Below are 21165 nucleotides of genomic sequence, written 5' to 3' on the forward strand. Positions count from 1 at the left end.
CCCGCTACGTTGAACTCCCATGCGCGTTGAGAGCTATCCATGGCAGTGAAGACGGATGTGACGCTCCTCAATCAGATTCTTGAGCATCGTCTCGAACAGGACGACATCAAGCGTCTGCTCGGCGTGCTGTCCGCCGAGGACCGCGAGATGTTCCTCTCCAAGCTCGCGGACGTGCTGGGCAAGATGAACGCGTTGCTCGACGTCTCGAACCGCCTTGCCGATTCCCTGTCCCTCGACACGCTCTTCCAGCGGCTGGTGGAAATCACGACCACCGCTGTCAACGCCGATCGCGGCACCATCTTTCTGAATGATCCTGAGACGAGCGAGCTGTTCGCCCGTGTGGCCATGGGCGGCGAGGCCATGCGCGAGATACGCTTCCCGAATCATCTGGGCATAGCGGGCAGCGTCTACACCACCGGCGAGGCCATCGTCATCCACGATGCCTATGCCGATCCGCGTTTCAATCCCGAGGTGGACAAGAAGACCGGCTACCGTACGCGCAACATCATCACCGCGCCCATCCGCAACAAGCGCGGCGAGATGGTTGGCGTGCTCCAACTGCTCAACAAGCAGGACGGGGAGTTCTCGGATTCCGACCTCTCGCTTCTGGAGGCGCTGGCCTCGCAGGCGTCTGCCGCGTTGCAGAACGCCCAGCTTTTCGAGGCCGTGGAGCGCGCCCGCGAGGAGGAAACCTACATTCAGGAGCTGACGCAGGCCCTGTCCTCGGAACTGCATCTCCTGCCGCTGCTCCAGAAGATCATGGAGACCACCACCAAGATTCTGGAGGCCGACCGCAGCACGCTGTTCCTCTTCGACGAGAAGAGCGGGGAGTTGTGGTCGCAGGTGGCGCAGGGCATGGACAATCTCGAAATCCGCTTCCCCAGCCACCTCGGCATAGCGGGCGAGGCCTTCACCTGCGGGACGACCATCAACATCCCCGACGCCTACGCCGACCCCCGCTTCAACCCCGCAGTAGACAAGAAGACGGGCTACCGCACCCGCACCATCCTTTGCGCTCCCGTACTCAACAAGGAAGGCCACATCATCGGCGTGACGCAGGTCCTGAACAAGAAGGCCGGGCCGTTCACCCCCTACGACGAACGCCGCCTCAAGTCCTTTTCCGCGCAGGCCGCCATCGCAATTGAGAACGCCACGCTTTTCGAGGACGTGCTCAACATGCGCAACTACTCCGAAAGCATGCTCCAGAGCATGTCCAATGGCGTGTTGACCCTCGACGCGGCGGGGCTGGTGCAGAAAGTCAACCGCGCGGCGCAGCGCATTCTGGGTTTCGAGGAGGAGGCGCTTGTCGGGCGGGTGGCCGGGGACATCTTCGTCGATGCCAACCTGTGGGTGGCCGAGGCCGTGGCACGCGTGGCCGAGACCGCAGAGCCGGACATTGCCGTGGATGCCTCGCTGACGCGTGCCGACGGCGCGACGCTGTCCGTGAACTTTCAGGTGGTCCCCCTCAAGAGCGCGAAGGGAGTGCACATCGGCACCATGCTCGTGTTCGAGGACATAAGCGGCGAGAAGCGCCTCAAGGGGACGCTTGCGCGCTACATGACCAAGGAGGTGGCCGACAGGCTTCTCGAAGCCGGCGAGGACGTGCTCGGCGGCAAGATGCAGATGGCCACCATCCTCTTTTCGGACATCAGGAGCTTCACCACGCTGTCCGAGCAACTGGGCGCGGAGGAGACCGTGTCCATGCTCAACGAGTATTTCACACTGATGGTGGACGAGATATTCGGGCACGGCGGCATCCTCGACAAGTACATCGGCGATGCGATCATGGCCGTGTTCGGCACGCCGTTCTCCACCGGCGAGGACGAGGACAACGCCGTGCGCGCGGGTATAGGCATGATGCGCGCGCTACACGCCTTCAATGTCGGCCGCTCGGAATCGAGCAAACCGCCCATCAACATCGGCATCGGCATCAACACCAACCCCGTGGTCGTGGGCAACATCGGCTCGCTGCGGCGCATGGACTACACCTGCATCGGCGATGGCGTGAACCTCGCCGCGCGTCTCGAATCCGCCTGCAAGACCTACCGGACCAATCTGCTCGTTTCGGAGTTCACGCGCGAGCGGCTCAGGGGCGAGTACATGATCCGCGAAGTGGACCTCATTACGGTCAAGGGCAAGACCCGCCCGGTGGCCGTATTCGAGGTCCTCGACTACCATACGTCCGAAACCTATCCGGACATGGCGCGTGCGCTGGACATTTACGCGCAGGCGCTCGACGCCTACCGCGCGCGCGAGTTCGAGCGCGGCCTCGGGCTGTTCGAGAGCATCCTCATCCTGAATCCCAATGACGGGCTTGCGGCGGTGTACACCGTGCGCTGCAAGCACTTCATGGCCGAGCCGCCGCCGGAGGACTGGCATGGCGTGTGGGTTATGACCACGAAATAGATGGAGCGGCCGGGCACGCGCAACGTACGGACGGATGAATGGAGGACGCAATGCACAGGGTGTTGATCGTCGAGGACGAGTCGATCATCGCGATGGGATTGAGGCATCAGCTGCGGGCGCTTGGTCTTGACACCGTGGCCGTGGCCGCCTGCGCGCGGGATGCGCTGGAGTGCATGCGTCGTCACTGCGTGGAGCTTGTGTTTATGGATGTAATGCTTTCTGGACGGCGCGACGGCATAGAGGCTGCCGAGGCCATTCGCGGCGTGCGCGAGGTGCCGGTGATCTTCATGTCCGCGTTCACCGACGGGGATACGGAACTCCGTGCGCGCAGGGCCGGAGGAGTCGCCTTTCTGTCCAAGCCCGCCGAGGATAGCGAGCTTGCTGGAGTGTTGCGGACGATTTTCGGCCCCCTTCGCGGAGACGGGCCGGTGATGGATGAGGCGGTTTCCGGTCATGACGGCGCAGATGTGCCGGTCTGAAAGCCTTCGCGCGAACGGCGGGGGATGGCATGGGATGGCGCGGTGGGCGCTTTGTCTCGCGCTGGCCTGTGTCGTTTTGCTTGCTCTGCCACATGCGGCGGCGTGGGCCGCTGGGGAGGCCGCTTATCGGTCTATGACGGAGTGCGAGCCGTCCGCGTCCGCATCCGATTGTCTGCATTGCGAAAATCTCCGACTTGAAGCCGCGGATGACGAATTGAACCGCGTCTACCGCGAACTCATGGGCATGCTTGGCGATGAGGAACGCAGGATGCTGCGCGACGCCCAGCGCTCGTGGATGCGCATGCGCGATTTGAGCTTCGCGCTGTGGTCGAGCTTGCGGGCGGAGGGCGGGCGCGAGGGCCTGTGTGCGGCGGTGGCCGTTCAGCGGGAACTGACCGGCAGGCGTGCGGAGGAACTCGCCGAACTGTTGGCGGTGGGGCGCGAACGTGCCGGAAGGATGCGTGGCGCGTCCGTGGCTGTGGCGGCAGTGCCTGTGGAACGTGTCTCCGGTGGGAGGGCACCCGAGGGCGCGGCCATGCATGGGCGTGAATCCGTGCAGACGGTGCAGGGTGTGGAGGCGACGCGGGCTGCGCTACCCGGCAGGCATACGCTACGCATGCAGTGGCTCGCGGCGGGAGATCCCGGCGAGGCGGTGGTGGAGGAACGTGACGGGGCGCTTTCGTTGACCGGGCGGCAGGAGCATGCCGGGAATTTCGTAGAGATCGAAGGGCACATCGTGGAAGTGCGGGCTGACGGCTTCGCCTTCGAGGGGACGGTGCGCACCCGCGTGGCCCACATCAACGGCGGTCTGCCCTGCGAGCGCACGGGGCGTATGGCGTTCACGGTGCGCAACGGTCGCTGGTTCTGGCGCTTGCAGGCCATCACCAACCCGTGTTGCGGGGTGGCGGATTACATCGATTTGGATATGGAGCGGGTAGGGGCTGTAGTGCTCAAGCCTGCGCGATGAGGCCGTGCCGGGTGAGGGCGGCGGTGAAGGCGCGCATGAAGGCGTCGGGCGTGAAGGGCTTGACGAGATAGGCGGACACCCCGTGGCGGCGGGCCGCATCGACGTAGCTGGTGTCTCCGCGCGAGGTGACCATGAGGAAGGGGATGTCGCGCGTGGCCTCCATGGACCGGATGCGCCGCAGGATGTCTATACCCTTGATCTTCGGAAGATTCCACGCACTGACGATGAACTCGACGGTCGATGAATGTACGAGGCGAGCGACCTCGATGCCGTTCGAAGCGAGAGTCACGTTCGTGTAGCCGTGGGCGCGGAGGATGTGCCGGATATGCTTTTGCATGGTTTCCGACCTGTCGGCGACGATGATGTGCAGGTTTCTGTCGATGGCCATGTCGTGTGCGTCCTGCGGTGTGTCCGCTCGCGCTTTGGCGGGTGCGAACATGTCGTCCGCGAGGATGCGCGGACAATGAGAATCCCCTGATAGAATAAGTGCCCGATTTGCGCAGCATGGTCAACATGGGGCCTGGCGCGTCGGTTCCGGGGTGGCGCGGGATGGGCATGGTGACGTGATCGGCGTCGCTGCGGACCGTGTTACAGCAGCCTTCCGGCGGTGAACATGCACCTTGACAGGGTTGCCCGAGGGATTACAAGCCAGTACGTCGGACGTGTCCGCGCGGTCATCGCGCGGCGCGCCACCCACTGGAGGAGAGCGTGAGCGAACCGGTCATCGAAATGCGCGACGTGGCCTTTGCCTATGATGGCGGCGGGCGCATCCTGAATAATGTGAACCTCGTTGTGGAACGGGGCGACTATCTTGCCGTGCTCGGGCCGAACGGCGGCGGAAAGAGCACGCTGCTCAAGCTGATTCTCGGCGTGGTCCAGCCCGTGGCCGGACGTGTCGAGGTCTTCGGGCGCAACGCCGCGCATGTTGCGTCGCGCGTGGGATATATGCCGCAGCTCAACGACGCGTCCCGTCTGTTTCCTGTTTCCGTGTTGGGCGTGACGCTCATGGGACTCATTGGTGCTACCAGCCGGGGCTTCCTTTTTTCGCGGGAGGAAAAGGAGCGCGCCGAGGCCGCGCTCGATCGCGTGGGCATGCTCGAATACCGCGACCGCCGCATCGACCGGCTTTCCGGCGGGCAGCGTCAGCGGGTGTACATTGCCCGTGCGCTGGTCTCCGGGCCGGACCTGCTGCTGCTCGACGAGCCGACGGCCAGCGTGGACGCGGGCGGCCGTACCGCGCTGCTCGATCTGTTGGCGGAGCTGAACCGCGAGATGACCATCGTTCACGTCAGCCACGACTTGAGCGTGGTCGCTGCGGGCGCGCACAGCGTGGCCTGCGTCAACCGCACCCTGCATTTCCATGATCGACCGGAGATTACCCGCGACATGCTGATGATGATGTATGGCGGCGAACCCGAGGGGCCGTGCCCCGTCGAGGTCTTCGCCCATGGCGACGTGCCGCACCGGGTGGTCGCCCATTGCGAGCATTGCCACGTGCATGACGAGGCTGAGGAGGGCGCGGAACGATGATCGACGCGCTCCAGTTCGAATTCATGCGCAACGCGCTGTGGGCGGGTCTGCTGGCCAGCATCGCCTGCGGCGTCATTGGCTCCCTCGTGGTGGTGAACCGCATCGTGTTCCTGTCCGGCGCGGTGGCCCATGCGGCCTACGGCGGGCTGGGGCTCGCCTCGTTCATGGGCTGGCCCGTGCTGCCCTGCACGGTGGGCTTCTCCCTTGCCGCCAGCGGGGCCATGGCCGCAGTCACCGCGCGCGACATGCGCCGCGCGGATACCGTCATCGGCGTGATGTGGGCGGGCGGCATGGCGCTCGGCATCATCCTTCTCGACTTCACACCCGGCTACAATGTGGACCTCATGAGCTTCCTGTTCGGCAGTATCCTCGCCGTGCCGACGCCGGATTTGTGGCTCATGGCCGGGCTTGATGTGCTCATCGTGGGGACTGCCCTGTATTTTTACAAGGACTTCGAGGTCATGTCCTACGATGCGGAGTTCGCCGCCGTGCGCGGCGTGCCGGTCCGCGTGCTGCATTTCGTGCTGCTTGGCATGATCGGCGCGTCGGTGGTCATGGTCATCCGCGTGGTCGGCCTGATTCTCGTCATCGCGCTTCTGTCCATTCCGCCGGGCATGGTCATGGGACGCGCCCCGTCGCTCCTGTCGATGATGTGGCGCTCCGCGCTACTGTCCACGGCGTTTTGCGTGGCGGGGCTCATGCTTGCGTATCATTTCGATCTCACCACCGGTGCGGCCATCATCGCCGTGGCCGTGGTCGCCTACGTGGCTTGCGGTGCCGTTTCTCGCGTGCGGACGCATATTGGACGTACGCGCGGCTGATTGTGCCGTGCCGGGATGTTGGCGATTGGCGCGCGAAAAAGGGCCGGGGAGTAATCCCCGGCCCTTTTCGTGCCATTGGCTATCGTTTTGGGCGGGCTAGCACCCGAAGCGGATGGTGAACGACGTCCCGCCGTCGCATGAGACGTTCATATCGCCCCGCAACTGCTGCACGAGGTTGACCACGAGCTGCATGCCGAGCGTCTCGCTCTGCTCCCAGTCGAAGTCTTTCGGAAGCCCTTGACCGTCATCGCGAACCCACAGTTCCACCTTGCTACCGTTGGAGACAAGGCCCACGGAGAGCGTGCCGCTGGCGGCGTTGCCCCACGCGTACTTGAGGGCGTTGGTGACCAGTTCGTTGATGATGAGGCTGGTGGGAATGGCGCAGTCCACGGGCAGGTACACGTCGTCCACTTCGAGGTTCAGGGCGATGGTGCGCGTGGACGCGTGGTAGGTCTGCATGAGGTAGCCGACGAAGTTTTCGAGGTACTCGCGGTAGTCGATGCGGGCGAGGTCCTGCGACTGGTAGAGCTTTTCGTGCACCAGCGCCATGGATTTCACCCGGCTTCGGCTTTCCGTGAAGATGGCCAGCGCGTCTTCGTCGCGGATGTGTTGCGACTGGAGATAGAGCAGGCTTGAGATGATCTGGAGGTTGTTCTTGACGCGATGATGGATCTCCTTGAGCAGGACTTCCTTTTCGCGCAGGGATTCCACGAGGCGGGCCTCGGCGCGTTCGCGTTCGCGCATCTGTTCGTTGAGCCTGTGGTTGGCTTCGAGCAGCTCGTGCGTGCGGCGCTCCACGTCCCGTTCCAGTTCCTCGCGATAGCGGACGCGTCGGTGCAGTTGCTGCGCGCGTTCGAGGGCCTTGCCCACCGCGCGGTGCAGCACGTCCATGTCCTGTATGGGCTTGGTCACGAAGTCCCACGCGCCAAGGCGCAAGGCCTCGATGGCGTCGTGCAGCACGCCTGTTCCGCTGACGACGATGACCGGCGTCAGCGGCGATTCCCGCGTCACGCTGGCCAGCACGTCCAGCCCGTCGATTTCGGGCATGCGCAGGTCCACGAGAACGAGGTCTGGCGATTCCGAACGGAAGACCTCCAGCCCGCGACGTCCGTTTTCCGCCTGCAGGACGCCGTATCCGCAATCTTCGAGGTAGGCCTCGATGCTGTCGCGGATGACGGCTTCGTCGTCGATGGTGAGGATCATCTTCGGCTCTGCGTCGAAGGACGCGAATTCGTCCGCATTGCGCGTGATGCCCGACATGTCGGTCTCATTCATGGCGCACCGCCTGTGCTGCGTTGAGAATCCAGTCGTGATGGATGGTTGGATGAGTTTGGGGCCACTCTACTCCGTTTGGCTGAAAAGAGTCAAAGCGTTTGTCATGTTATGCGTAGCGGGTGGCGTGGCATTCATGATGTACGGTGCCGGAACGTCATTGCTGACGGCAGATGAGGGCGTTGAGCCATTTTTGCGTCACGTGGTCCGGGCGTCTGTCTCCCGTGACCCATGTCTGAACCGTGCGCAGGGACGGAACGTTCGCAACGAGGCGTGCAAGGCGCTCCTCGTCGCAGGCGTTGTGGAAGAGCGCTCCGCCTCGGGTCTCGTGCGTTCCCTGACCGTACTTGAAGGACGCGTAGGCCGTGCCGCCGGGGCGCAGGGCCGTGGCGATGCGCGAAAGTGCTGTCAGCAGCTCGTCCTCCGAGAGGTGCAGCAGCGAGGCGTTGGCCCATACGCCGTCGAATTCGCCATCCCATGTCATTTCGTCGAAGCGCAGTTGATGCACACACAGCCCGGTGTGCTCGCGGGCGCGCTCGACCATGGCCTGCGAGGCGTCGAAGGCCGTGACCTTGTGCCCGAGTTTCGCGAAGTACAGGCTGTCGCGGCCGGAGCCACATCCGGCGTCGAGGATGTTCGCGTGCTCGGGCATGGCGGCGAGGAAAGGCTCCCATGCTGCGGAAATGTCCAGGTGTGCGGTTTCGCGGAAGAACTGCTCCGCGAAGGAATCGTAGAATTCGGTGACGGTGCGCTGTTTGTCCGAGGTCATGGTCTTCTCCTTCTTTGTGGGTGTCTGTCATGATCGACGTTTTTGGGCGCAAACGTCAAGGCGCTTGTCCTGCCGTGCCGGGATGTTGCGTGTCGAACCTTTATCGCGTGCGGTAAAGTGTGTAGAGTCGGACTGCGGAGGCGATGCCATGGCCGCCGCGCGGAGGGCTTTCGGATGCGTATGGTCAAGGCGTTCTTCTGCCTCTTTTCGTCGCTCGCGCTGCATGTGGCGGTCGTTGCGGCCACGTTGTGGGTGATCGGCAACGAATGGACTCCGCCGCTTCTGCGTGGGGTGGTCTACGAGGTGGATCTTGTGACCGTTGCGCCTGTACGGCCTGCTCCAGACATGGATGCGGACGTGGATGCCGTCTCCGAGCCGCCGAGCGAGCCGCGTCCCGCCCCGCGCCGTGTCGTTGCCGCGACGCCTCCGCCCGCACCGCCCGTCATTCCTCCCGCCACACCGCCGTCACCCGCCCCACGCGAGCCGGTTCCTTCCCCGCCGTCTGTTTCCGCATCGCGACCGGAGCCGAACGTCTCCGCACCGCCGCCCGCGTCCGTGCCGAAATCGGCCGTGCCTGTGGCCGCGCCAGCCCCGCCAGCCGCGCCACCAGCAGTCGAGGCGGAGGCCAAGCCGCTTCCGGGTGTGTTTCGCGACGAGGAAGGGACCGTGCATGTCGGTGGGCTTCGCGGCTTCGCAGGCTTTGCCGATACCTTCGCGCTGGAACGTTGCGGTGCGGATACCTTCGTGCCCGAGGACTATTTCGGGCATTACCGCATGGGCGGCGAACGCTTCGTCAGCATCATCGACGGCCGTGCGGGGTTCGGCAAATTTCTGCTCTACGATTCGAAGACCGGCCTGTTCCGCGCCCTGCGCCGGGATGCGGAAATGGTCTTCGCCTACGGGCCGCACTTCGCGGCCGAGGAGCCTGTGGAGGGCGTCGTCACCATCCTTCCGAAGAAGGATCGCTACCACAACGAGTATATCCGTAAACCGGCGCAACTTATGTGGATGCCGGAACATCCGCCTATGGAGTACGGCACGCGCATCGACTTCGACGAGCGTCCGGTGACCTTCGAGTCCGACGGGGTGCGGCTGGCGGGCGTTGTGGTGCGGCGCCCCGATGTGGAGGCGCATTCGGCTGTGGTGCTATTGACCTGCCGGGACTGCGTCGCGCGGGAGGTGACCCTGTCCATGGCGCGGGTGCTTTCGCTTCGCGGCGTTGTGGTGCTGGTTTATGACGGACGTGGGTGCGGCGAGTCCGGCATTGTTTCCGGTCCGCTTGGCATGCGGGAGAGGGTGGACGACGCCCGCGCCGCGTTGCGCCATGCGTGTGAGGTGACCGGGTTTCCCGATGACCGCGTTGGCCTGTGGGGCGACGGCGCGGGGGTGGAGTGTGCTTTGCGTGCGGCGTGGGGCGGAGGGGCCGGGTTCGTCGTCTGTTCGCTACGCGAGGGCGACGCTGTTCCGTCTGCTCTGCTGGCTGAACTGGCAGGGCCGTCCGGGCTGCGTGTTTCGTCGTTGTGGTTGGTGTCCGGCGCGGATGCCCGTCGCCATTGGCGGAGTGTGGCGCGGCAGGCGGCGCGGCTGGCGACGCCGGGGCGTGTCGTCTTCGTGGAGCGCTACGCGGCACGGCCCGAGGAGCCGGACGCGCCGGGCCTCGTGCCGCTGCCGCTGGTTTTGGGACGGGAGTTCGCTCAGTGGATGCGCTCCCGCTAGATTTCTTCAATATCGACAGGCATGAAGGAGGATAATCGCATGCCCATTCTTGAATACAAGTGTACGTCCTGCGGAAAGGTGTTCGAGGCCATCATCATCGGGGACGCACCGGTCCCGCCCTGCGAGTTCTGCGGAGCCACCGGGGCCGAGCGGGTGTTGTCTCCCAGCTCGACGGCTTCGGGACGGCAGGGGGCGCGGATGCCTGATGCTGGCGGGCACGGCTGCTGCGGCAGTCGTCCGTCAGAGAAGGGCTGCGTTCCCGGGTCGTGCTGCGGCAAGGCGCACGGCTAGAAGATGAGGCAAATGGCAGGGCCTGCGACGCGAGTCGCAGGCCCTGCCGCTTTTCTGGCGGACGCGAAGTGGGGGTTAGACCAGTGGTGGGACCTCGACCAGCGCGAAGTCCGTGATGTGCTCGTCGGCGCAGAGTCGGGGATTGTTGTAGGCCCAGAACGGGATGCCCGCGTTGTCGGCGGCTTTCTGGTCGTTGGACGAATCGCCGATGAACAGGGCGTCGTCGGGTTCGGCCTCGAAGGCGGCGAGGATGGAAAGCGCCCCGGAGGGGTTGGGCTTCGGGTGGGTGACGTCGTCGGCGGTGACGACGATGTCGAAGTGCTTGAGCAGATCGACGCGGGCGAGGATTTGCCGCTGCTCCGACGCGCCGTTGGTGTTCACGGCGAGTTTGCGGCCGCTGGCGGCAAGGCGTGCGAGTAGGTCGTCAATGCCGGGCATGACGTGGATCAGGCCGCTTACGCGGGAGTAGTCGAAGCTGCGCAGGCGCTCCATGGCGCGCTCCACGTTGGCCCCGTCCATGGCCAGCGCGAAGCCGTCCCGCCAGCTACCGATGAAGCACGTGCGCTGGATCTCCTGCTTGAGCGGCGCAAAGCCGAGGTCCGCGAGAATGCAGTTGTAGATGCTGATGATGGAGTCCCATGAATCGATGAGCACTCCGTCGCAGTCGAAAACGACGACTCGGGCGTCGTCGGGAATGGTGGCGTGGCGTGCGCGAGCCGCGCATCCTGTGCCGTGCATTGTAATCCTCCGGGTTTCGGAACGTTCGTGTTTGCGGTGGCGAGGGGGCAACACCGCATGAGGCGCGGTGTACTCCCCGCATGCCCGGCTGGCAAGGCGCGGGAGGAGGAACGGCATGGTTGGGGAAACGTTTTGGGGCGGAAGCAGTGGAAAGTGGCGAGATTGGCGGGCATGTAATGGGTTCTCCATTCTGTGAAGCTGTCATTTTGAGTAATCTTACGTTTGAACAGGAAGAATCTGTCGATATTTTCCGGCAACGTGGGGATTTTTGGGGGAGTGGGGTTCTGCGTTGTGTTGGCTTGCGGAAGGGAGTGGGGGTGGTCGGTATGGGGAATTGTATGCTTTGCTGTCCCCCAATGGGGTCAAAGAGGAACAGCGTTGGATTGGGAATTGTGTATGTGTGTGTACTTGGTAGTGTGCTTTGCTATTAGCAGTACGATCGTGTGTCACGATTGGTGTTCAGAGCATGCTTTTTATTAATAATAGTGATAGCCTGTTGTGATTGTGTATGTTGCATGCATAGTTATGTATATCTAACGTTAAAATGGACATAATAATTGAACTGCGATACTCGGATGCGCAAGCTTTGTTCGTGGCATAAAATGAGGGATGATAGAGGAAAAGATCATTATGAAGAAAAATCTGCTTGTTACTCTGTGCCTTGTCATTGCTATGGCGCTGACAGGATGCGGAAGTAGCGGAGATAGCGATTCGTCGAGCTCTGGCATTATTGCTGGTGGTGCTGGAGGATCGATCTTCGTGGGCTCCACGGTAAAGGTCTTCGATCCGCAAAAAGGATCGGATGCAATCGGAACGGGTACCACGTCTGCCAAGGGTGTCTTCAGCGTTACTGACGTGCCGTTTGGCGGCCCGTACATCGTGAAGCTGACCGGTGGTGAAGAGGTCGAAGGCGATGGAAGTCGTAACGCCATTGATAATCCCGTCTTCGCCATCGTTGACGAGGTCAGCGGCAAAAAGGCTTGCCAGATCACTCCGTTGTCCCAGTTCGCATACTGGATTGCCCGTGGTCATGCTGGTGCGGACGCCATCGAGCTCGAGGACGTCAATTACGCCATCAACTACGTGAAGGGCGCAACCGGCGTCGACGTGCTCAATGACAAGCCGATTGTCGAGGCAGGCATGACGACGGACGCTGTCGTTGCCGTTGCCAAGACCCGCGCTGCCATCAAGCGCTTTGAAGCCGCGGTTGGTAAGCCTTCTGACGCTGCGTTCATCGAGAACGTCGCGATGCTCGGCTTCGATGCCGCTGACGGTACCGTCAACGGCAATCTTGGCGGCAACGTCGTTGGTGCCCTGCGAGAAGAACTGAAGTTTGACGACGCCAAGAAAGGTGAGCTTGAGGGCAAGCTCGATGCGGTCAGTGCCTCGATGAGTGTCGGATTCCAGAATGTCGTGAGTGATCTTGGGTCCGCTGCATTCGGCGCTATCGTGAAGTCCGCTCTGGACGATCTTGCCAAGGAAGCGCCCGAACTCATTGCTGACGACCAGAAGGACGACATCGTCAAGAAAGCTGTCAGGACTGCGCCCGAGATCGATCAGAACCCGGTCGTCGCCCTTGTGTGCAGCAACCGTGACGGCATAATGATTCTGCCGGCTCAGGATATGAGGGGCGAGGGGACATATACAGATTGGCTTTTCTTGGCACTGAAGCACGCGGATGGCTCGTTGGAATATCTGTACGAAGACGATCTCGTTACCACCACAATCATCGGTGCCCAGAAGGACGCGTTTGCTTTTGTGTGGATCGAACGCGAGGATGACTCTTCCTACGGCCTCACCATTACCTATCCCGATGGTGGATTCCAGGCTGGCGAGGTGATGGTGACCATGAGCCACAAGCTGGCTGATGGACGAGAATTCACAACCAGCGAACGTATCGTCATCGCTGCCGAGAATAGAGCGCTGTTCGGCCTGCGGTTGTTCAATACATTGCCGTACGACGGCATCGAGTTCGAGCGTGAAGAGAATGGGTATGCCTACTTCACGCCCTTCGAAATTCGTATCAAAGGAGAGTTCGCCCCAGGAACGGAGCCTTCCTCTGATGCTCCCTACAGGCTTGCACTGACCATCGACAAGGGCGAGCTCCGTTTCAAAGGTGAGGACGAGGACAACTGGGCTTCCTCTCACGTTGTCGAGTATGATGGTGATTCCAGCAAAGAGTGGGGCTTCGAGTACCGCATCGCTGGCAACTGGGCGACGGACACCACCGTCTCCATGACCCTGTCCGACACGAAGTATCCCGATCTCAAGACCGTCAAAAGATTCAAGATTTTTGAGGATGGCGAAGCGCTGAGGCCCATCACGTTTGGCAAGGTGACGAGGGCCTTCGAGGTCGGTGCTCCGGCTACGACCGTGAAGGTGCCTGTGAATGTGATACGCTACAATGGACAGTGGGCTTCCATCGAGGACGTGAGGGCAAAGCTTGATCCCGCTACCATAGATCTGAAGACTCGGCTCGCGGAGTACGGCAGTGAGGCTAGCGGAGTAGATGTCATTAAGGAAGATTACAAGTTCCTGCTGACCTTCAACTACAAGGCACCGACCAATGATGCCGCATGGGAAGCTGTCGAGGACAACGAGTCCGATACCGTGGCGGTTACATTCGGCGAAGCCACGGCGCGGGAGAAGAAGTCCATCGTCCTCGATCTGGTGATGCCCTCGTCCGAGGACTAGACAGAATAACCTGTTTCCTCAGCCACTGACAGATCAGAAATCGTGATGAACGTGGGGCCGGGCTTATGTCCGGCCCCTTTTTTATGCTCCACGCAAGGAAATTTTTTTTGCGGCTGGTGGTTGTGAATCATGCATGTGATGGTTCGCGAATACACGTCGTGTTGAATTCGATATGGTGGAGTATTGAAGTGGTGAGTTGTGTGCTTTTTGCGTCAAGGGTATGCCTTGAAAGTGTGATGGTATATCGATAGTGTTTTTAAATTATAGATTGTCAGTGTTGGTTGTGCTTGGAATAATTGTTATTGTTGTGGTTTGTAGCTATTGAAGGGTTTGTCAAGATAGTCAAATTGCGATATATGGGCCTGCATCTTGGTCTGTGGCAACAAACGAGGAAGGATAGAGGAAATGATTATCATGAGGAAAAGTCTGCTTTTGACTCTGTGCCTTGTCATTGCCATGGCGTTGACAGGCTGCGGAAGCAGCGGAGACAGCGATTCGTCTGGCGGCACCATCTCCGGTGGCGCTGGCGGTTCGATTTTCGTGAACTCCACGGTTGAAGTGTTTGATCCGCAAAAGGGAACAGATGCGATCGGAAAGGGCACTACGTCTGTCAAGGGTGTCTTCAGCGTCACTGGAGTGCCGTTCGGCGGTCCGTATATCGTGAAGCTGACCGGTGGTGAAGAGGTGGCTGGTGTCACTCGTACGGACGTCACCACGCCCATCTTTGCCATCGTTCCAGAGGTCAAGGGCGATGAAGCCTGCCAGATCACTCCGCTGTCCCAGTTCGCATACTGGGTTGCGCGTGGTCATGCTGGTGCGGACGCCATCGACCTCGAGGACGTCAACTACGCCATCAGCTACGTGCAGGGCGCAACCGGCGTCGACGTGCTGAAGGACAGCCCCGTCGTTGGCAACGACGAGCCGACGGACGAGAAGCTGACCAAGGTCGCCAGGACTCGCGCTGCCATCAAGCAGTTCGAAGAGGCGGTTGGCGGTAAGCCCACTGACCCCGCCTATATCGCCCCTTCCGATCCGGCCTTTACCCAGCGTGTTGCCCTTCTCGGCTTTGACGCCGCGGATGGCAATGTGGACGGCTCAATCGGCGGCGACTATGGCAAGGCCCTTGAGGACGCCGGTGCGCTTGACGCGACCGAGCTTGGAAAGGCTGAGACCGACAAGGCCGCCACGGGCACTGCCTTCAACGCCAAGATGGACGAACTCGGTTCTCCGGCGTTCAAGGGCATCGTGAAGGACGCCCTTGATGAGGTCGCGGATGAGTCTGGTCGTACGTTGACCGAGGAGGAGCAGAAGGCCCTTGTCGATGACGCGGCCGCCGAGACTCCCGAGATCGACCTGAACCCCGTCGTTGGTCTTGTGGTGGAGAACTCCCCGAACGCGGTGGTTCTGCCGGTTGAGCTTGGTCTGATGCCGAACCCCTTGACCGGTAGGGTGCCCCTTGATCTGAAGCGTGCCGACGGCTCGCTGGAGGAGTTGGACAGGGACGATGTCGTCACCGCTACGTTTACCGGTGCCCAGAAAGCCGCATTCAGTTTCGGGTGGATCGAGGCCGGGGATGAATCCAGCCACGGGGTCACCATCACCTATCCCACTGAAGGATTCCAGGCTGGCGAAGTGGTGCTGACTATGAGCTACAAGTTGGCGAATGGTCGCACCTTCTCGACGAACTTGCGTATCGTCTTCGCTGCCGAGGTGCCCGCTCTGAGGGGGATTGAGCTCGACGGCGGACTTTGGAGCGATTTGAAGGGCGGTATCGAGTTTGATCGGCGTGAAGACGCGACGGATCGCTCGTTCTTTGAGTCTTTCAAGATGGACATCATGGCGTTCTTCTCTCCCGGAAGTATGCCCACTCCCGATGAGCCCTACAATCTTGTGCTGACCGTCGACAAGGGTGAACTCCGTTTCGCCGGCGAGGACGAGGACAATTGGGCCGCGTTGCACACGGTGGAGTATGCTGGAAGGAAGATCGATGATCGTGAGTTCGAGTACCGCTTCGTCGGCAACTGGGCCAATGACACCACCATCACCTTGACCCTGTCCGATTCGAAGAATCCCGATCTGAAGACTGCCAAGACCTTCAAGCTTTGGGAGGATCGCGACGCGCTGAAGTCGGTCACGTTTGGCAAGGTGGCAGGTACCTTCGAGGTCGGCGATACTGCACCGAAGGACCTGAGTGTTTCGGTCGTTGCGAAGCTGCATGACGGTACCGTGCTCAACAAGGATGAGATCGAGGCGAGCTGCCCCTACATCAATCTGCAGGCCAGATACGGTAGCCTCGCTGATGCCAGGGGTAATCTTGGCACCGAGGATGGCAAGGTCATGCTGACCTTCAACTACACGGCGCCCAGCGAGATTGGTTGGGCTGACGTCACCGACAACGAGACCGATGTCGTGACCGTCACGTACGGTGATTCCGTGAACGACTGCGAATCGAGGAACATCGTTCTCGATCTCGTCGACGACGTGAAGCCGTCTAAGAAATAGACAGAATAACCTGCTTCCTCAGCCACTGACTGACCAGGAACCGTGATGAACGGGGGCCGGGCACCGCCCGGCCCCTTTTCATGCCCCCGCAAAGAGAAAATTTTTTCGATGGATGCACATGAATAGGAAATGTGCGTCTGCGTCAGACTGGTGTGGTATCGAAGTCATGACCGCATTGTGCGTCGGCACAACATGAGTGCGTTTTCGCGCAATGGGCGCAATTCAGCTGCGAGATGTATATTTCGAGATATTTCCCAAGTTATGGCGTGTGATCGTTTGTTGCGCTTGCAGAGATTGTCTGCGATGAGTAGCTATACCAGTGGTGAGATTTGGCACGATAGGTTGATCGTGATCTTTAAGCTGGTATGCTTGGTCTGTGGCAACAAACGAGGAAGGATAGAGGGAAATGATCATTATGAGGAAAACTCTGCTTTTGACTCTGTGCCTTGTCATCGCCATGGCGTTGACAGGCTGCGGAAGCAGCGGAGACAGCGATTCGTCTGGCGGCACCATCTCCGGTGGTGCTGGCGGTTCGATTTTCGCTGGCTCCACAGTGACGGTGCTCGATCCGGCTCAAAGCAACAAGCCGATCGGAACGGGCATTACGTCTGACAAGGGTGTCTTCAGCGTGTCTGGCGTGCCGTTCGGCGGCCCGTACATCGTGAAGCTGACTGATGGTGAAGAAGTGGTTAGCGGTGTTGGTACTCTCGTCACCACACCCATCTTTGCCATTGTTCCTGACGTCAATGGCAAGGAGGCCTGCCAGATCACTCCGCTGTCCCAGTTCGCATACTGGGTTGCACGTGGTCATGCGGGTGCGGACGCCATCGACCTCGAGGATGTTAACTACGCTCTCGCCTACGTGAAGGGCGCAACCGGCGTCGACGTGCTGAACGACAGCCCCGTCGTTGGCGACGATTCGTCGAACGCCAATCTGACCAAGGTTGCCAAGACCCGCGCTGCCATCAAGCAGTTCGAGGCAGCCGTGGGCTATGCCCCCGCGTCACCCGCCTTCACCCAGCGCGTAGCCGTTCTCGGCTTTGACGCTGCGGATGGCAGCGTTGATGGTTCCTTCAGCGGCGACTATGGCCAGGCGCTTGAGGAGGCCGGTGCGCTTGACGCGACCGAGCTTGGAAAGGCTGAGACCGACATGGCCGCCACGGGCACTGCCTTCCGCACCAAGATGGACGAACTCGGTTCTCCCGCGTTCAAGGACATTGTGAAGAACGTTCTTGATGAGGTTGTGAACGAATCCGGACGAGCGCTGAATGCCGACGAGAAGCAGGCCATTGCCGATGATGCGGGCAAGGAGATCCCCGTGATCGACCAGAATCCCGTCGTCGGCCTCACCAGCAACTTTGTCTCCAAGCTGACTTTCGACGTCAATGACACGTGGCCGGGTACTGGGAGCTTTACGTTCCTGGTTTATTTGAAGCGCGCCGACGGCACGCTGGAGGCGCTGACCCAGGATGCCGCCGTTACCTGCACGTTCGATGGCGCACAGAAAGCCGCGTTCAGTTTCGGCTATGCTGTGCCTGCGCTCGCGCACGAGATCGCCATTACCCCCCCCGAGGGAGGCTTCCAGGTCGGCGAAGTGATGGCGACCCTGAGCTACACGGTGGATGGACGCGACCTTACGACCAGCTTCCGTTTTGCCTTCGTGTCCGACGGCTCTGCGCTGCGGGAGATCGCGCTTGGTGGCGAACTGTGGCGCGATAGCTTCAAGGGCGGCCTTGAGTTCGGTTCCAAGGTGGGGGATTTCAACCTGTTTGACCCCTTCACCATGGACTTCATGGCTCAGACCGTCTCTGGAACGGGCATTTCCCCTGATGCAAAACGTAATCTCGTGCTGACCATTGACAAGGGCGAGCTCCGTTTCGCTGGCGAGGGCGAGGGCAACTGGGCAACGTCTCACATTGTCGAGTACGATGGTGTTTCCTTCCGTGACAAGGGTTTCGAGTACCGCATTGCAGGCAACTGGGCTGTGGACACCACGGTCACCATGACCTTGGCTGACTCGAAGGATCCCGATGTGAAGGACGTCAGAACCTTCAAGCTCTGGGAGAGGCGCTCCGATCTGAAGTCCGTCACGTTTGGCAAAGAGACGGACTCCATGACCTTCGAGGTCGGCGATCCTGAAGTGAAGCACCTCAGTGTCTCGGTTGTGGCGAAGCTGTGCGACGGCACCGTGCTCGACATGGCTCAGGCCGCGAGCTGGAGCCCCTTCCTTGCCGCGAATGCCAAGCATGGCACTGCTGCGAATGCTGCCTTCGGCGAGGCTGACGGCAAGCTGCTGCTCACCTTCGACTACACCGCTCCCAGCGAGACTGATTGGGCTGCTGTCACCGACAACGAGGCTGATGCTGTGACCGTCCAGTACGGCACCGCGAGCAACTTCAGAACGAAGGACATCATTCTCGATCTTGTCGACGACGTGAAGTAGTCCGAGGACTAGACAGAATAACCTGCTTCCTCAGCCACTGACAGACCAGGAACCGTGATGAACGGGGGCCGGGCACCGCCCGGCCCCTTTTCATGCCCCCCGCGGGGGGGGAATTTCATTTTTATTGATGTTCATGAATCGGGAAAGTGAGCCTGCGCCGGGCTGGTGTGGTATCGAATTCGTGACACTATTGTGCGCATGGGAACACGTGTGTTTTTGTGTAACGGGCGTAATTCTGTGGCGTGATAGGAATTTCGAGATATTTCCCCAATTGTGGCGTGTGATCGTTTGTTGCACTTGCGCTGATTGTCTGCGATGGAAATTTATACCAGTGGTGAGATTGGACAAAATGGTTAGTTGCGATCTTTGAGCTGGTATACTTGGTCTGTGGCAACAAACGAGGAAAAAAAGAGGGAAATGATCATTATGAAGAAAACTCTGCTTTTGACTCTGTGCCTTGTCATCGCCATGGCGTTGACAGGCTGCGGAAGCAGCGGAGACAGCGATTCGTCTGGCGGCACCATCTCCGGTGGTGCTGGCGGTTCGATTTTCGCTGGCTCCACAGTGACGGTGCTCGATCCGGCTCAGAGCAACAAGCCGATCGGAACGGGCACCACGTCTGACAAGGGTGTCTTCAGCGTGTCTGGTGTGCCGTTCGGCGGCCCGTACATCGTGAAGCTGACTGATGGTGAAGAAGTGGTTAGCGGTGTTGGTACTCGCGTCACCACGCCCATCTTCGCCATCGTTCCCGAGGTGAACACGACCACGCCTTGCCAGATCACTCCGCTGTCCCAGTTCGCATACTGGGTTGCGCGTGGTCGTGCGGGCGCGGACGCCATCGACCTCGAGGATGTCAACTACGCTCTCGCCTACGTGAAGGGCGCAACCGGCGTCGACGTGCTGAACGACAGCCCCGTCGTTGGCGACGATTCGTCGAGTGCCAATCTGACCAAGGTTGCCAAGACCCGCGCTGCCATCAAGCAGTTCGAGGCAGCCGTGGGCTATGCCCCCGCGTCACCCGCCTTCACCCAGCGCGTAGCCGTTCTCGGCTTTGACGCTGCGGATGGCAATGTGGACGGCTCAATCGGCGGCGACTATGGCAAGGCCCTTGAGGACGCCGGTGCGCTTGACGCGACCGAGCTTGGAAAGGCTGAGACCGACAAGGCCGCCACGGGCACTGCCTTCCGCACCAAGATGGACGAACTCGGTACCGCAGCGTTCAAGAGCATCGTGAAGGACGCCCTTGATGAGCTTGAGGAGGAGTCCGGACGTACGCTGGACGAGGCAGAGAAGAACAGCATTGCTGACTCCGCCGCGGCCGAAGCACCCGAGATTGATCTGAATCCTGTTGTCGGCATTGATTGCACTCTCAAGGCCTTCCCGCTGGTTATCGACGTCAATAGTATGACGTCGGGTGTCCAACGTTATCCGTTCTTTGTTGAACGGATGCACGCCGATGGCACGCATGAGTCGGTGGACCAGGAAGGTGCCCTAACCTGCACGTTCGACGGGGTACAGAAAGCTGCGTTCAGTCTCGGCTATGATGATCGATTTAGCATTTATGAGCTTGTCATCACCCCCCCCGAGGGGGGATTCCAGGCTGGTGAAGTCGTGGTAACCTTGGGCTACAAGCTGGATGGACGTGACTTTACGACCAGTTCCCGCATTGTCCTCGTGTCCGACGGCTCCGCGCTGAAGAGAGTCTCTCTTGTCGGTGATTTGTGGTATTCGTCCCGGTTCAGTGGCGGCATCGAGCCTGCTCTTGAGACCGACGGTGTCACCGTGTTCGAGGAATCCAGCGTGACCCTCAGCGCTACGACCGTCTCTGACTCCGGTATCATTTTCGCCCCGCCCCGCAACCTCGTGTTGACTGTCGATAAGGGACAGTTCTGGTGCGAGGGCGTGGGTGAGGACAACTGGGCCGCCTCTCACGTTGTCGCGTATGAGGGGCCTGATTCGGCGCCTAAGAAACTGTCCTTCGAGTACCGCTTTGTCGGCAACTGGGCGAATGACACGATCGTTACTATGACCCTGGCCGACGAAACGAATCCCGGTGTGAAGCACGCCAAAACCTTCAAGCTCTGGAAGGATCGCGATGCGCTGAGGCCCATCACGTTCGGCAGAGTGACGGATACCTACGTGGTTGGCGCTACGTCCCAGACCGTTAGCGCGCCCGTGAATGCGGCACGCTACGATGGCTACCCAGTCCTCCTCGCTGATGTGGAGGCCGCACTTGGGAGTATAGAGCTGGAGACTCAGCACAAGGATAGGGGTAGCGAGGCGACGTACAGGGACGTCATCGAAGATGGTGGTAAGTTCCTGTTGCGCTTCGACTACAAGGCACCGACCAATGATGACGCATGGAAATCTGTCGAGGATAACGAGTCCGATACCGTGGCAGTTGAGTTCGGAGAATTCACGTCGCGGGTGAAGACGTCCATCGTCCTCGATCTGGTGATGCCCTCGTCCGAGGACTAGACAGAATAACCTGCTTCCTCAGCCACTGACAGACCAAGAACCGTGATGAACGGGGGCCG

At 60.7% G+C, this 21165-nt stretch carries 15 protein-coding genes; 11 read left to right on the plus strand and 4 right to left on the minus strand.

Annotated features, from left to right (window positions below):
- Positions 1 to 39 precede the first annotated feature (39 nt).
- The 3 genes from GGQ74_RS11980 (at position 40) to GGQ74_RS11990 (ending at position 3852) form a co-directional block, all read left to right on the plus strand.
- Positions 40 to 2406 (plus strand): GAF domain-containing protein, encoded by a 2367-nt coding sequence (locus tag GGQ74_RS11980; RefSeq protein ID WP_167941777.1) that lies wholly within the window; start codon positions 40 to 42, stop codon positions 2404 to 2406.
- Between the two features lie 50 nt (positions 2407 to 2456).
- Positions 2457 to 2885, plus strand: coding sequence for a response regulator (locus GGQ74_RS11985; protein ID WP_167941778.1), 429 nt, complete (start codon positions 2457 to 2459; stop codon positions 2883 to 2885).
- Between the two features lie 133 nt (positions 2886 to 3018).
- Entirely contained in the window at positions 3019 to 3852 is an 834-nt protein-coding gene (locus tag GGQ74_RS11990) for a lysozyme inhibitor LprI family protein (protein WP_167941779.1), read from the plus strand.
- Here the strand turns inward: GGQ74_RS11990 and GGQ74_RS11995 are convergent.
- Entirely contained in the window at positions 3836 to 4240 is a 405-nt protein-coding gene (locus GGQ74_RS11995) for a response regulator (RefSeq protein ID WP_167941780.1), read from the minus strand. The two genes, GGQ74_RS11990 and GGQ74_RS11995, sit on opposite strands and share 17 nt — an antisense overlap.
- A 320-nt stretch (positions 4241 to 4560) precedes the next feature.
- Between GGQ74_RS11995 and GGQ74_RS12000 the strand changes: the two genes are divergently transcribed.
- Both GGQ74_RS12000 and GGQ74_RS12005 read left to right on the plus strand, forming a co-directional pair.
- A complete protein-coding gene (locus GGQ74_RS12000) occupies positions 4561 to 5382 on the plus strand; it encodes a metal ABC transporter ATP-binding protein (RefSeq protein WP_342448622.1) in 822 nt (273 codons plus the stop codon).
- On the plus strand, positions 5379 to 6203 hold the full coding sequence (locus GGQ74_RS12005; RefSeq protein WP_167941781.1) for a metal ABC transporter permease: 825 nt from the start codon (positions 5379 to 5381) through the stop codon (positions 6201 to 6203). The genes GGQ74_RS12000 and GGQ74_RS12005 overlap by 4 nt, the downstream gene beginning before the upstream one ends.
- Before the next feature lie 96 nt (positions 6204 to 6299).
- On the opposite strand, the gene GGQ74_RS12010 is transcribed toward GGQ74_RS12005, so the two are convergent.
- Both GGQ74_RS12010 and GGQ74_RS12015 read right to left on the minus strand, forming a co-directional pair.
- Positions 6300 to 7478, minus strand: coding sequence for a histidine kinase dimerization/phosphoacceptor domain -containing protein (locus tag GGQ74_RS12010; RefSeq protein WP_167941782.1), 1179 nt, complete (start codon positions 7476 to 7478; stop codon positions 6300 to 6302).
- A 154-nt stretch (positions 7479 to 7632) separates the two neighbouring features.
- Positions 7633 to 8244: a class I SAM-dependent methyltransferase gene (locus GGQ74_RS12015; RefSeq protein WP_167941783.1), complete on the minus strand. Its 612-nt coding sequence runs from the start codon at positions 8242 to 8244 to the stop codon at positions 7633 to 7635.
- Between the two features lie 174 nt (positions 8245 to 8418).
- Between GGQ74_RS12015 and GGQ74_RS12020 the strand changes: the two genes are divergently transcribed.
- Together GGQ74_RS12020 and GGQ74_RS12025 are read left to right on the plus strand one after the other, a co-directional pair.
- Positions 8419 to 9960: an alpha/beta hydrolase family protein gene (locus GGQ74_RS12020; RefSeq protein ID WP_167941784.1), complete on the plus strand. Its 1542-nt coding sequence runs from the start codon at positions 8419 to 8421 to the stop codon at positions 9958 to 9960.
- A gap of 39 nt (positions 9961 to 9999) precedes the next feature.
- The gene (locus GGQ74_RS12025) at positions 10000 to 10251 is read left to right on the plus strand and encodes an FmdB family zinc ribbon protein (RefSeq protein ID WP_167941785.1); all 252 of its coding nucleotides are present in this window, start codon (positions 10000 to 10002) and stop codon (positions 10249 to 10251) included.
- A 75-nt stretch (positions 10252 to 10326) separates the two neighbouring features.
- Here the strand turns inward: GGQ74_RS12025 and GGQ74_RS12030 are convergent, their stop codons facing one another.
- Positions 10327 to 10989 (minus strand): HAD family hydrolase, encoded by a 663-nt coding sequence (locus GGQ74_RS12030; RefSeq protein ID WP_167941786.1) that lies wholly within the window; start codon positions 10987 to 10989, stop codon positions 10327 to 10329.
- A 630-nt stretch (positions 10990 to 11619) separates the two neighbouring features.
- Here GGQ74_RS12030 and GGQ74_RS12035 point away from each other — a divergent pair.
- The 4 genes from GGQ74_RS12035 (at position 11620) to GGQ74_RS12050 (ending at position 21106) form a co-directional block, all read left to right on the plus strand.
- Positions 11620 to 13683, plus strand: a complete 2064-nt coding sequence (locus GGQ74_RS12035; protein WP_167941787.1) for a hypothetical protein — start codon at positions 11620 to 11622, stop codon at positions 13681 to 13683.
- Positions 13684 to 14097: 414 nt separating this feature from the next.
- Positions 14098 to 16185, plus strand: a complete 2088-nt coding sequence (locus tag GGQ74_RS12040) for a hypothetical protein (protein ID WP_167941788.1) — start codon at positions 14098 to 14100, stop codon at positions 16183 to 16185.
- 406 nt (positions 16186 to 16591) lie between these two features.
- On the plus strand, positions 16592 to 18628 hold the full coding sequence (locus GGQ74_RS12045) for a hypothetical protein (RefSeq protein ID WP_167941789.1): 2037 nt from the start codon (positions 16592 to 16594) through the stop codon (positions 18626 to 18628).
- Positions 18629 to 19045: 417 nt separating this feature from the next.
- Complete coding sequence (locus GGQ74_RS12050) at positions 19046 to 21106, plus strand: hypothetical protein (RefSeq protein ID WP_167941790.1); 2061 nt, start codon at positions 19046 to 19048, stop codon at positions 21104 to 21106.
- Positions 21107 to 21165 lie beyond the last annotated feature (59 nt).

The organism is Desulfobaculum xiamenense (assembly GCF_011927665.1).
In the GTDB taxonomy this organism is placed as follows: Bacteria; Desulfobacterota; Desulfovibrionia; order Desulfovibrionales; family Desulfovibrionaceae; genus Desulfobaculum; species Desulfobaculum xiamenense.

Bases quoted from the DNA above. Each gene is read 5' to 3' on its own strand.
- GGQ74_RS12040 (WP_167941788.1), top strand. From the start codon at position 14,098: ATGAGGAAAAGTCTGCTTTTGACTCTGTGCCTTGTCATTGCCATGGCG.
- GGQ74_RS12015 (WP_167941783.1), bottom strand. From the start codon at position 8,244: ATGACCTCGGACAAACAGCGCACCGTCACCGAATTCTACGATTCCTTC.
- GGQ74_RS11990 (WP_167941779.1), top strand. From the start codon at position 3,019: ATGACGGAGTGCGAGCCGTCCGCGTCCGCATCCGATTGTCTGCATTGC.
- GGQ74_RS12035 (WP_167941787.1), top strand. From the start codon at position 11,620: ATGAAGAAAAATCTGCTTGTTACTCTGTGCCTTGTCATTGCTATGGCG.
- GGQ74_RS12020 (WP_167941784.1), top strand. From the start codon at position 8,419: ATGCGTATGGTCAAGGCGTTCTTCTGCCTCTTTTCGTCGCTCGCGCTG.
- GGQ74_RS12030 (WP_167941786.1), bottom strand. From the start codon at position 10,989: ATGCACGGCACAGGATGCGCGGCTCGCGCACGCCACGCCACCATTCCC.
- GGQ74_RS11995 (WP_167941780.1), bottom strand. From the start codon at position 4,240: ATGGCCATCGACAGAAACCTGCACATCATCGTCGCCGACAGGTCGGAA.
- GGQ74_RS12045 (WP_167941789.1), top strand. From the start codon at position 16,592: ATGATCATTATGAGGAAAACTCTGCTTTTGACTCTGTGCCTTGTCATC.
- GGQ74_RS11985 (WP_167941778.1), top strand. From the start codon at position 2,457: ATGCACAGGGTGTTGATCGTCGAGGACGAGTCGATCATCGCGATGGGA.
- GGQ74_RS12025 (WP_167941785.1), top strand. From the start codon at position 10,000: ATGCCCATTCTTGAATACAAGTGTACGTCCTGCGGAAAGGTGTTCGAG.
- GGQ74_RS12005 (WP_167941781.1), top strand. From the start codon at position 5,379: ATGATCGACGCGCTCCAGTTCGAATTCATGCGCAACGCGCTGTGGGCG.
- GGQ74_RS12050 (WP_167941790.1), top strand. From the start codon at position 19,046: ATGATCATTATGAAGAAAACTCTGCTTTTGACTCTGTGCCTTGTCATC.
- GGQ74_RS11980 (WP_167941777.1), top strand. From the start codon at position 40: ATGGCAGTGAAGACGGATGTGACGCTCCTCAATCAGATTCTTGAGCAT.
- GGQ74_RS12010 (WP_167941782.1), bottom strand. From the start codon at position 7,478: ATGAATGAGACCGACATGTCGGGCATCACGCGCAATGCGGACGAATTC.